Genomic DNA, 10,924 nt, shown 5'->3' on the forward strand with positions numbered 1-10,924 from the left:
GCGTTGCGGCCGATCACCGCAACGACTTTCAGCGGTCGGTGAAGTTTGCGGCGCGCCGCTGCTGGAACGCCGTTGCGCCCTCGACGAAGTCGGGGGACTTCAGCAGCACCGACTGTCCGTCGAACTCGCGCTGCAGGGCCGGGTCCAACTCGGTCAGCGTGGCCGCGTTGATCGCCAGCTTGGTCTGGGCGAAGGCCACCGCCGGACCGCCCAGCAATCGCGCGATCACCTTGTCCACCTCGGCGTCGAAATCGGCGGCCGGATAGACCGCGGTGACCAGGCCCCACGACAACGCCTCGGCGGCGGTCAGCCGTTCCGGAAGCAGCGCCATCTGCATGGCCCGGATCCGGCCGACCGCGGCCGCCACCAACGCCGACGCGCCGCCGTCGGGCATCAATCCGATCTTGGTGAAGGCGAGCATGAAAAATGCGCTCTCCGAAGCCAATACGACGTCACAGGCCAGGGCGATGGAGACACCGACGCCGGCCGCGGGGCCCTGAACGACGGCGACCACCGGGTGCGGCAGCGCGGTGATCGCGCGCACCAGCCGGTTGATCTCGAGGATGATCTCGTCGGGCGGGACGCCGCCGCCGTCGGAGACGTCGTCGGCGCTGATGCCCGCACCGGAGCTGAAGCCGCGTCCGGCGCCGCCGAGCCGCACCACCTTCACCTCGGGGTCGGTCGCGGCGTACTCCATCGCGTCCGCGATTCCGGTGATCACCGGAATGGTCAGCGAGTTCAGGCTGTCGGGCCGGTTGATGGTCACCGACAACACGCCGTCGGACAGCGTGACGTCCAGGCCTGCGACTTGGGGGAGGGCGGCGATCGCGGATGAAGGCATGGGCTCACCATAAGTGACCGGGCTGCGCGGCCGTCCGGCGCGGCTGCGAAGATGTCGAACGACCGGTTGTTTGGTTGCGAACGGTCAACGGCGTCAGAGCAGACGAAAGGTCGGTGCATCGTGGCTGGACCATTGAAGGGACTGCGAGTTGTCGAGCTGGCCGGTATCGGCCCCGGCCCGCACGCGGCGATGATCCTGGGGGATCTGGGCGCGGACGTGGTGCGTATCGATCGCCCGTCCTCGGGTCCCGGCGGCGTCGCCAAGGACGCCATGATGCGCAACCGGCGGGTGGTGACAGCCGACCTGAAGTCCGACGAAGGCCGAGGCCTCGTCCTCAAGCTGATCGCCAAGGCCGACGTGCTGATCGAGGGCTACCGTCCCGGCGTCACCGAGCGGCTCGGACTGGGCCCCGAGGACTGCGCCAAGGTCAACGACCGGCTGGTCTACGCCCGGATGACCGGTTGGGGCCAGACCGGCCCGCGCAGCCAGCAGGCGGGTCACGACATCAACTACATCTCGCTGAATGGCATCCTGCACTCCATCGGCCGGGCGAACGAGCGGCCGGTCCCGCCGCTGAACCTGGTCGGTGACTTCGGCGGCGGTTCGATGTTCCTGCTGCTCGGCATCCTGTCCGCGCTGTGGGAGCGCCAGACGTCCGGCAAGGGGCAGGTCGTCGACGCCGCGATGGTGGACGGCTCCAGCGTGCTGATCCAGATGATGTGGCAGATGCGCGCCTCGGGCATGTGGACCGACGCCCGCGGCACCAACCTGCTCGACGGCGGCGCCCCCTACTACGACACCTACGAATGCGCCGACGGCCGCTACGTCGCGGTCGGCGCCATCGAACCGCAGTTCTACGCCGCCATGCTGGCCGGACTCGGCCTGGACGGCGCCGACCTGCCCGGCCAGAACGACGTCAGCCGCTGGCCCGAACTGCGGGCGGTGCTGACCGAGAAGTTCGGCAGCCAGGACCGCGACCACTGGGCCAAGGTGTTCGCCGACTCCGACGCCTGCGTGACGCCGATCCTGGCGTTCGGCGAGGTGCAGACCGAGCCGCACATCACCGAGCGGAACACTTTCTACGAGGTCGACGGCGGCCTGCAGCCGCTGCCGGCGCCGCGGTTCTCCCGCACCGCACCGGAGACGCCGCGTCCCGCGGCGCCGGTGGCCGACGCCGAAGCGGTGCTCGGGGACTGGGTATAGTCCCAACCAACCAGTTGGCTGGACTCAAACGGATCAGGAAGGACTCGGATGGAGATCAAAGACGCCGTTGCCGTCGTCACCGGGGGAGCGTCAGGCCTGGGCCTGGCCACCACCAAGCGACTGCTCGACCGCGGTGCCCAGGTGGTGGTCATCGACCTGCGCGGCGAAGACGCGGTCCGCGAGCTGGGCGATCGCGCCCGCTTCGTCGAGGCCGATGTGACCGACGAGGCCGCCGTCGGCAAGGCGCTGGACGCCGCGGAGTCGATGGGCACGCTGCGCATCAACGTCAACTGCGCCGGCATCGGCAACGCCATCAAGACGCTGTCCAAGGACGGCCCGTTCCCGCTGGACGGCTTCAAGAAGGTCATCGGGGTCAACCTGATCGGCACGTTCAACGTGCTGCGGCTGGCCGCCGAGCGCATCGCCAAAACCGAGCCGGTCGGAGAGGAGCGCGGCGTCATCATCAACACCGCCTCGGTCGCCGCGTTCGAGGGCCAGATCGGCCAGGCCGCCTACTCGGCGTCCAAGGGCGGCGTCGTCGGCATGACCCTGCCGATCGCGCGCGACCTGTCGCGCGAGCTCATCCGCGTGGTGACCATCGCGCCGGGCCTGTTCAAGACGCCGCTGCTGGGTTCGCTGCCCGAGGAGGCGCAGGCCTCGCTGGGCAAGCAGGTGCCGCATCCCGCCCGGCTGGGTGACCCCGACGAGTACGGCGCCCTGGCCGTTCACATCGTCGAGAACCCGATGCTCAACGGCGAGGTCATCCGCTTGGATGGCGCCATTCGCATGGCGCCTCGCTGAGCCGCAAGGACAATACGCACGGACAACACGAAAGCCCCCCGCATCCGCGGGAGGCTTTCGTGAAATCCAGGAATGATGGTTACTTACGGAACCACCGACTGACGTTGGGTTCGGCCATCAACAGCCGTGCGAGCATGCTCATGGTCTGCCTCAGCTCGCCGCTTGCAGTTCGTCGAACTGCTCGGAGGTCTCGCCTTCCACCAGCACGTCGCCGTGGTAGAGGGCTTCGAAGTCAACTTTGATGACGTCGGCACTTGTGTCGTCGATCCACATGACACTGAGCGTATGGGCCACCATTAAGGAATCTTTGAGTCACGATTCGGAAAATCTTGGCAATTTACCGGCAAGTAGGTTGACCGGCGCCCGCGCAGCGATTTAGGCCCTGAGCTGCTTAATTACGGCACATTTTTCTGGCCGGACTCTTACCGTCGGCGCGGTTTAAAACTCTGGCGTTGAACTCTTCAGGCACCCGACTGCGTGCTTAAGGGGAACGCTGTTTGACGCGTGGAAATTAGCGTTTGCTAGGTTGTCGCGGGAAAAGCCAGCGGCCAGGCGCAATGGGGCACCGGCAGCGGAAGGGCACGACATGCTGCAAAGAATCGCCCGAGTCGCCATCAGGGCGCCGCGCCGCATCATCGCGACCGGTGTGCTGGTTTTCATCGCCGCCGCCATCTTCGGCGTCCCGGTCGCCAAGAGCCTGTCGCCGGGCGGCTTCCAGGACCCGGACTCCGAGTCGGCGCGCGCCATCAGCGTGCTGAGCGAAAAGTTCGGGCAGAGCGGCCAGCAGGTGCTGATCCTGGTGACGGCCCCGGGCGGCACCAACAGCGAGCAGGCCCGCAAGGTGGGCGCCGACCTCGTCGACCAATTGCAGAAGTCCCCGCTGGTTTACAACGTCTCGTCGCCGTGGACCGCACCGCCCCAGGCCTCGGCCGACCTGGTGAGCCGCGACGGCAAGTCCGGGCTCGTCGTGGTGAACCTCAAGGGCGGCGAGAACTACGCCCAGAGCAACGCGCAGACGTTGGCGGACCAATTCATCCACGACCGCGACGGCGTCACCGTCCGGGCGGGCGGCGCGGCGATGCAGTACGCGCAGATCAACACCCAGAACCAGGCCGACCTGCTGGTCATGGAGATGATTGCGCTGCCGCTGAGTTTCCTGGTGCTCATCTGGGTGTTCGGCGGCCTGCTGGCCGCGGCGCTGCCGATGGCGCTGGGGGCGCTGGCCGTCGTCGGGTCGATGACGGTGTTGCGCCTCATCACCTTCACCACCGAGGTCTCGATCTTCGCCCTCAACCTGAGCACCGCCCTGGGCCTGGCGCTGGCCATCGACTACACCCTGCTGATCGTCAGCCGCTACCGCGACGAGTTGGCCGAGGGCCACGACCGCGACGAAGCGCTCGTCCGGACCATGGCCACCTCCGGGCGAACCGTGCTGTTCTCCGCGATCACCGTGGCGTTGTCGATGTCGGCGACCGTGGCCTTCCCCATGTACTTCCTCAAGTCGTTCGCCTACGCCGGCGTCGCGACCGTCGCCTTCGTCGCGACCGCCTCGATCGTGATCACCCCGGCCGCGATCGTGCTGCTGGGCCCCAGGCTGGACGCCCTGAACGTCCGCCGGCTGGGGCGTCGGATGCTGGGCCGTCCCGAGCCGCTGCACAAACCCGTCGAGCAGCTGTTCTGGTATCGGTCGACCAAGTTCGTGATGCGCCGCTGGGCGCCGATCGGCCTGACCGTCGTCGCGCTGCTGTTGCTGCTCGGGTATCCGTTCCTGCGCGTCACGTGGGGCTTCCCCGACGACCGGGTGCTGCCGCGGTCGGCGTCGGCACATCAGGTGGGCGACCAGCTGCGCAACGATTTCGCGCGCGACTCGGCGACATCGGTGCCCATCGTCATCCCCGACGCCACCGGCCTGGGCCCGGCGGACTTCGACAACTACGCCGCCGATCTGTCGCGGGTTGCCGACGTGTCAGCGGTGGCGGCGCCCGGCGGCACCTTCGCGGCCGGCAACCGGGTGGGACCGCCGGCCGGGGCCACCGGGTTGCACGACGGCAGCGCCTTCCTGACCGTCAGCAGCACGGCGCCGCTGTTTTCCACGGCGAACGACACCCAGCTCAAACGGCTGCACGAGGTGCCCGGACCCGGCGGCCGATCCGTCGAGATGGGCGGGGTCGCACAGGTCAACCGCGACAGCGTCGACGCCGTGACCGACCGGCTTCCGCTGGTTCTCGGGTTGATGGCGGCGATCACCTTCGTGTTGCTGTTCCTGCTCACCGGCAGCGTTCTGCTGCCGGCCAAGGCGCTGGCCTGCAACTTCCTGTCGCTGACGGCGGCGTTCGGCGCGCTGGTGTGGATCTTCCAGGACGGTCACCTGGGTGCGCTCGGGACGACGCCGAGCGGGACGCTGGTGGCCAACATGCCGGTGCTGCTGTTCTGCATCGCCTTCGGGCTGTCCATGGACTATGAGGTCTTCCTGCTCTCCCGGATCCGGGAGTACTGGCTGGCGTCCGGCGCCGCCCGTCCGGCGAGGCCGACCGCGAAGCAGGCCCACGCCGCCAACGACGAGAGCGTGGCGCTCGGCGTCGCCCGCACCGGACGGGTGATCACCGCGGCCGCGTTGGTGATGTCGATGTCGTTCGCCGCGCTGATCGCCGCCCACGTCTCGTTCATGCGGATGTTCGGCCTCGGCCTGACGCTCGCGGTGTTCGCCGACGCCACCCTGGTGCGGATGGTGGTCGTGCCGGCCTTCATGCACGTGATGGGTCGATGGAATTGGTGGGCGCCCAAACCTCTGGCGTGGCTGCATGACCGGTTCGGCATCAGCGAGGGCGGCGCCGAAGAGATCCCCGAATACCTCGAGCCGGCCGCGGAAGCCGTCGAGCTCCGCGCACCGGTGGGCGAACCGGTGCCTAATTCCGTTTAACGCCAACCGGTTCGTCATCGCGGACCCTATTGTGGGGCTCATCCGAGTCGGAAGGTTCACAGATATATGACAACGGTGGTCGTCGACAACCCCTTCTTCGCGCGCGTCTGGCCAGTCGTCGCCACCCATGAAGCCGAGGCGATCCGGGCCCTGCGCCGGGAGAATCTGGCCGGCCTGTCCGGCCGGGTGCTGGAAGTCGGCGCGGGCATCGGCACGAACTTTCCCCACTACCCAAACTCGGTCGACGAGGTGGTCGCGGTGGAACCCGAACCGCGGCTGGCGACCCAGGCCCGGGCCGCGGCGGAGGCGGTACCCACGCGCGTCGTGGTGACCGGCGAGACGGCCGAGGCGTTCAGCGGCGGCGAGCCGTTCGACGCGGTGGTGTGCTCGCTGGTGCTGTGCTCGGTGCGCGACCCCGGCGGCGTGCTGCGGCGCCTCTACTCGCTGCTGCGACCGGGCGGGGAGCTGCGCTATCTCGAGCACATCGCCAGTGCCGGTGCGCGGGGCCGCTTTCAGCGTTTCGCCGATGCGACGCTGTGGCCGCGGCTGTTCGGTAATTGCCACACCCACCGCGACACCGAGCGCTCGATCGTCGAGGCGGGCTTCGAAATCGACACGTCGCGGCGCGAATTCACGCTGCCGGTTTGGGCGCCGATGCCCGTCTCCGAGCTCCTGCTCGGCCGCGCGCACCGGCCCTGACGGCCGGCCCGTCAGTTCAGCAGCGCCGGCAGCCGCTGCAGGAGACCGGGCAGCGCCTCGCTGGCCGTCGCACGCATGCTGATCGTCGCGCTGCCCGACAGCGGCGTGACCTCGGGATTGACCTCGATGACCGCGGTGCCGCGGGACAGCGCCAGCTCGGCCAGCCCGGCCGCCGGATAGACGATCGCCGAGGTCCCCACCACCACCATGACGTCGGCGGTCTCGGTCGCCTCGACGGCCCGCTGCCACGGCTCGTCGGGCAGCTGCTCACCGAACCACACGATGTCGGGCCGGATCAGCCCGCCGCAGTGGCATTCCGGGGGCTCCACCTCCAGCGCCGGTTCGGGCATCGCGGGCAGCGCACCGGAATAGCCCGTACCGCAACGCGCACAACGGAATTCGAACAGGCTGCCATGCAGATGGTGAACCGACCGGCTGCCCGCGCGCTCGTGCAGGTCGTCGACGTTCTGGGTGATCACGCTGACCTGGGCGTCGTCTTGCCAGGCGGCGATGGCGCGGTGACCCGCATTTGGTTGGACGTCGGCGACCAGGTAGTGACGCCACAGATACCAGCCCCAGACCCGCTGCGGGTTGTCGCGCCATCCCTGGGTGCTGGACAGCTCGTAAGGGTCGAAGCGGGCCCACAATCCGTTCTTGTCGTCGCGGAAGGTCGGCACACCGCTTTCGGCGGAGATCCCCGCGCCGCTGAGCACCGCTACTCGCATCTCACCAAGATAGCCGGGGGTGGGGGATACTGGACGGGTGGAGCTGGGTGACTGGTTGAAGGTCGACATGAAGGCGGGCAAGCCGTTGTTCGACCAGCTCAGGACGCAGGTCATCGACGGAGTTCGGGAGGGCGCGCTGCCGCCCGGCACCCGCCTGCCGACCGTGCGGGACCTGGCCGGCCAGCTCGGCGTCGCCGTCAACACCGTGGCGCGCGCCTACCGCGAGCTGGAGAGCTCCGCCATCATCGAAACCCGCGGGCGCTTCGGCACTTTCATCGCCCGCTACGACCCGACCGACGCCGCGATGGCGGCCGCGGCCCGCGAGTACGTCCGGGTGGCGCGCGGACTGGGGTTGGGCAAGGCCGACGCGGTGCGCTACATCGAAGCGGTGCCCGACGAGTGACGGGTGCCCGGCGGGTGCCGAAAACCCTTGGCGCACGGCCGGTTTGCTAGCTCAGGGTCAGCGCAGCACCTTGTCCAGCGTGCGCAGGTTGCGCGTCGTGGTCGACGACTTGTACCGCGGCTTACCCATCGTCTTACCGATGCGGCTGTCCAGCGTGCCGCCCTTGGGGACCTGCCAGTAGATGACGCCGTCGTCGCGGCGGATCTTCTCGTGGGTAACCGCGTCTTTGTCCACCGCGGCGAGCGCTGTCAGTTCATCGAGCACTGCCGTATCGGTGACGAACGTGACGTAGGACTGATAGCCGTCGACCTCACGCTCGAACGGGTAGGCGTCGACCACCGCGCGCACCGTGTCGATGTCGTAGGCCAGCACCCACGCGTCATAGCCGAAGCGGTCGCGCAGCGCGGCTTCGGCCTTCTTGCGCACCGACGCCACGCCGGCGCTCGACTCGAGCAGCACGTTGCCGCTCGCCAGGACGGTGCGGACACCGGTGAACCCCGCCTCGGTCAGCGCGGCCGCCACCTCGGCCATCTTGAGGTTGACGCCCCCGACGTTGACGCCACGCAGGAACGCCGCGTACTTGGTCATGCCCCGATTCCACCAGGTCGGCCGCGCGACAAATAGCCCGGGCCGCTCCGGCCGTCCGCGACGTAGGCTTTCGTCATGGGACGCCAAGTCTTCGACGACAAATTGCTGGCCTTGATCAGCGGACACTCCCTGGGGGTGCTCGCCACCATCAAGCGCGACGGGCGCCCGCAGCTGTCGAACGTGAGCTATCACTTCGACCCGCGCAGCGTGGCGATCCAGGTGTCGATCACCGAGCCGCGCGCCAAGACCCGCAACCTGCGTCGGGATCCGCGGGCCTCGATCCTGGTCGACGCCGACGACGGCTGGTCGTACGCCGTCGCCGAGGGCACCGCCGAGCTGACGCCGCCCGCTGCCGCGCCGGACGACGACACCGTGGAGGCGCTGATTGCGTTGTATCGCAACATCGCCGGCGAACACCCGGATTGGGACGAATACCGGCAGGCGATGGTCACCGACCGGCGGGTGCTGCTGACGCTGCCGATCTCGCATCTGTACGGCATGCCGCCGGGCATGCGGTAGCCGCGCCGCGTACCCGACCGTTTCTCCCAAACCCGGGCTAGGCTGCCCCGTATGGCTGAATCGAATGCCCGGCAGGGTTCCGCGTCGTCGGAGCCTTCGGGGGCCGCTGAATCGCTCGGGTCCGACGACGACACCAAGCGCAAATTCCGCGAAGCCCTGGACCGCAAGATGGCGAAATCCCCGAGCGGGTCCGACCACAAGGACGGCGCCGGCAAGCAATCGCGGGCGCACGGGGCGGTGGGCAGCCGCCGTGAGTTCCGCCGCAAGAGCGGCTGACGGTCGCTCGCGAAACATGATGTGCGCCAGAATGTTTCGCGGGCATCAGCCTTCCGGCGCGGTGAACAGGCCGATCGAAGGGTCGGCTTGGCCGGGTTGGCCGCGCAGGCTTCCCCGGGTGCTGGGGTGTGCGAAGTCCACCCGGGACGGGTCGTTTTGATATGCCCAGTCCGCCACGATGGTGCGTTGACCGAATTTCCAGCGGCCGTCGTGTTTGGCGTAGGTGTCCAGGTAGCGCCCGCCGATGATGACGTCGACGTGGTGCTCGGGGCCGGCGAACGTGTGAAACACCAGGCAGTAGATCTCACCGCGCGCCGTGTCACCCTCGACCACGAAGTTCGTCGTGGTGATGTTGTGTTGGGAGACACGCACATACGGTTCCGCCGCTTGCAGCTGCGCGATGAACTGTTCGACGCCACCGGTCGAAAACGAGCCGTGCGAATCGGTCGCCTCGGGGTGGTACAGGCTGCGCAGCGTGTCGTAGTCGGCGCGGTCGACGGCCCGGCAGTAAGCGTTGACGAGCTGACGCAACTCGTCGCGCGCCAGCATCAGCGCCAACTTGCCCTCGTCCACCACCACGCCACGATAACGCGGTCATCGCTGGTGAGTAGTCTTGCGACCGATGGGTCCGCGGTCCCAGGATGTTCAGCGAAAGGAAGATCGTTGACGGTGAAAATTTGCCTCGCCCAAGATCCTGAGGCCGACAGGCTGCTCGACGAGAGTCCGCTGGCGTTGCTTATCGGGATGGTCCTGGATCAGCAGGTCCCTTTCGAGACGGCGTTCGCCGGGCCGAAACGGATCGCGGACCGGATGGGCAGCCTCGATGCCGCCGAAATCGCGGAGTACGACCCCGACAAATTCGCCGCATTGTGCTCGCAAAGACCTGCGATACACCGCTTTCCGGGGTCGATGGCCAAGCGCATCCAGACGCTGGCGCAGATCATCGTGGACCGCTACGACGGCGACGCGGCCGGATTGTGGAGCGCGGGCGACCCCGACGGAAGCGAGCTGCTGCGGCGGATCAAGGGACTGCCCGGATTCGGCGACATCAAGGCGCAGATCTTTTTGGCACTGCTGGGCAAGCAGTACGGCGTGACACCGAAAGGCTGGCGCGCGGCGGCGGGGGACTTCGGCAAGGCCGGTTCGCACATATCCGTCGCCGACATCGTCGACGCCCAGTCGATGGGGAAAGTGCGCGCCTATAAAAAACAGATGAAAGCAGCAGCCAAAGCGGCGAAGTAGCAGGTCCACAGAAGGGAAGGGCGACAACGTGAAGACACACATAACGTGTCCGTGCGGCGAAGCCATCGTCGGCAAGGACGAGGACGAACTGGTCGAGCTGACTCAGGCTCACCTCGCCAGCGCTCATCCTGGCCTCGAGTACGACCGCGACGCCATCTTGTTCATGGCGTACTAGCGTCCCCCCGACGCGCATGCGCGTGCCCCCGGTCGGGGACACGCGCATGCGCAGGCGACGAGACGGTGGCGGCGCCGACCGGTTACGGCACCACCGTCGAACCGATCGTGGGCAAGAACTGGCACTGCTTTTCCTTGGTGGTGACCTGCCCGAAGATCGTTGACATGATGCTGCCCGAGCCGGTGTCGACAATCGCGCTCAAGGTCGTCGGACCCTCCGGGTTGATGTCCGGACGCGGCTGTAAGGCGACGGTTCCCGACTTGCCGGTGGTCAGGTTCACCCAGGTGACGTTCAGCGGCAGCTTCTGCACCTCCGCGGGTCCGGGTGTGCCGACGGCGGTGAACACGTAGGCGGTCTGGCCGGGGCCCGGGCCGGGCGCCGGGATCTTGGCCGGCCCCGCCACCGACAGCGCGGTCGCGATGGCGCTGGTGCCGTCCGCCAGGCAGTTGGAGCCGATCGACGGGTACATGAAGTCCTGCGTGGGCGGCGTGTCAGGACCGAACCCCGGAGCCGCCGCCGCGGGGGCGGCGTC

General features: G+C 68.1%; 15 protein-coding genes. 9 read left to right on the top strand and 6 right to left on the bottom strand.

Translation table 11 applies throughout. The features are described from left to right. Nucleotides 1–28: 28 nt before the first annotated feature. Nucleotides 29–841 (bottom strand): enoyl-CoA hydratase, encoded by an 813-nt coding sequence (locus ACYQ8K_RS23595; RefSeq protein ID WP_459972792.1) that lies wholly within the window; start codon nt 839–841, stop codon nt 29–31. A 120-nt stretch (nt 842–961) separates the two neighbouring features. Here ACYQ8K_RS23595 and ACYQ8K_RS23600 point away from each other — a divergent pair, with 120 nt between their 5' ends. Together ACYQ8K_RS23600 and ACYQ8K_RS23605 are read left to right on the top strand one after the other, a co-directional pair. Beyond that, a complete protein-coding gene (locus ACYQ8K_RS23600; RefSeq protein WP_459972793.1) occupies nt 962–2,044 on the top strand; it encodes a CaiB/BaiF CoA transferase family protein in 1,083 nt (360 codons plus the stop codon). A 48-nt stretch (nt 2,045–2,092) separates the two neighbouring features. After that, on the top strand, nt 2,093–2,845 hold the full coding sequence (locus ACYQ8K_RS23605) for a 3-hydroxyacyl-CoA dehydrogenase (RefSeq protein WP_459972795.1): 753 nt from the start codon (nt 2,093–2,095) through the stop codon (nt 2,843–2,845). Nucleotides 2,846–2,995: 150 nt separating this feature from the next. Here ACYQ8K_RS23605 and ACYQ8K_RS23610 read toward each other — a convergent pair whose 3' ends face one another. Continuing rightward, nucleotides 2,996–3,118, bottom strand: a complete 123-nt coding sequence (locus tag ACYQ8K_RS23610; protein WP_003878506.1) for a hypothetical protein — start codon at nt 3,116–3,118, stop codon at nt 2,996–2,998. A 313-nt stretch (nt 3,119–3,431) separates the two neighbouring features. Here ACYQ8K_RS23610 and ACYQ8K_RS23615 point away from each other — a divergent pair, with 313 nt between their 5' ends. Together ACYQ8K_RS23615 and ACYQ8K_RS23620 are read left to right on the top strand one after the other, a co-directional pair. Beyond that, complete coding sequence (locus tag ACYQ8K_RS23615) at nt 3,432–5,765, top strand: MMPL family transporter (RefSeq protein WP_459972797.1); 2,334 nt, start codon at nt 3,432–3,434, stop codon at nt 5,763–5,765. Nucleotides 5,766–5,831: 66 nt separating this feature from the next. Further along, on the top strand, nt 5,832–6,464 hold the full coding sequence (locus tag ACYQ8K_RS23620) for a class I SAM-dependent methyltransferase (RefSeq protein ID WP_459972798.1): 633 nt from the start codon (nt 5,832–5,834) through the stop codon (nt 6,462–6,464). Nucleotides 6,465–6,475: 11 nt separating this feature from the next. On the opposite strand, the gene ACYQ8K_RS23625 is transcribed toward ACYQ8K_RS23620, so the two are convergent. Then, nucleotides 6,476–7,189, bottom strand: coding sequence for an NAD-dependent deacylase (locus tag ACYQ8K_RS23625; protein ID WP_459972799.1), 714 nt, complete (start codon nt 7,187–7,189; stop codon nt 6,476–6,478). 37 nt (nt 7,190–7,226) lie between these two features. Here ACYQ8K_RS23625 and ACYQ8K_RS23630 point away from each other — a divergent pair, with 37 nt between their 5' ends. Beyond that, the gene (locus tag ACYQ8K_RS23630; RefSeq protein WP_459972815.1) at nt 7,227–7,592 is read left to right on the top strand and encodes a GntR family transcriptional regulator; all 366 of its coding nucleotides are present in this window, start codon (nt 7,227–7,229) and stop codon (nt 7,590–7,592) included. Nucleotides 7,593–7,649: 57 nt separating this feature from the next. Here ACYQ8K_RS23630 and ACYQ8K_RS23635 read toward each other — a convergent pair whose 3' ends face one another. After that, complete coding sequence (locus tag ACYQ8K_RS23635; RefSeq protein WP_459972801.1) at nt 7,650–8,180, bottom strand: DUF1697 domain-containing protein; 531 nt, start codon at nt 8,178–8,180, stop codon at nt 7,650–7,652. A 75-nt stretch (nt 8,181–8,255) separates the two neighbouring features. On the opposite strand from ACYQ8K_RS23635, the gene ACYQ8K_RS23640 reads away from it, so the two are divergent. Next, entirely contained in the window at nt 8,256–8,699 is a 444-nt protein-coding gene (locus ACYQ8K_RS23640) for a PPOX class F420-dependent oxidoreductase (RefSeq protein ID WP_065056034.1), read from the top strand. A 51-nt stretch (nt 8,700–8,750) separates the two neighbouring features. Further along, nucleotides 8,751–8,975, top strand: coding sequence for a DUF5302 domain-containing protein (locus ACYQ8K_RS23645; RefSeq protein ID WP_459972803.1), 225 nt, complete (start codon nt 8,751–8,753; stop codon nt 8,973–8,975). A 45-nt stretch (nt 8,976–9,020) separates the two neighbouring features. Here ACYQ8K_RS23645 and ACYQ8K_RS23650 read toward each other — a convergent pair whose 3' ends face one another. After that, the gene (locus ACYQ8K_RS23650; protein ID WP_459972805.1) at nt 9,021–9,554 is read right to left on the bottom strand and encodes a nuclear transport factor 2 family protein; all 534 of its coding nucleotides are present in this window, start codon (nt 9,552–9,554) and stop codon (nt 9,021–9,023) included. A 90-nt stretch (nt 9,555–9,644) separates the two neighbouring features. Between ACYQ8K_RS23650 and ACYQ8K_RS23655 the strand changes: the two genes are divergently transcribed. Continuing rightward, nucleotides 9,645–10,217 (top strand): HhH-GPD-type base excision DNA repair protein, encoded by a 573-nt coding sequence (locus ACYQ8K_RS23655; protein WP_459972816.1) that lies wholly within the window; start codon nt 9,645–9,647, stop codon nt 10,215–10,217. Nucleotides 10,218–10,245: 28 nt separating this feature from the next. After that, on the top strand, nt 10,246–10,392 hold the full coding sequence (locus tag ACYQ8K_RS23660) for a hypothetical protein (protein ID WP_064952447.1): 147 nt from the start codon (nt 10,246–10,248) through the stop codon (nt 10,390–10,392). 82 nt (nt 10,393–10,474) lie between these two features. Here the strand turns inward: ACYQ8K_RS23660 and ACYQ8K_RS23665 are convergent. Further along, nucleotides 10,475–10,924 (bottom strand): Rv1157c family protein (locus ACYQ8K_RS23665; protein WP_459972807.1); only part of this gene is annotated, 450 nt, incomplete at its 5' end.

It is taken from the genome of Mycobacterium sp. MUNTM1 (assembly GCF_054660795.1).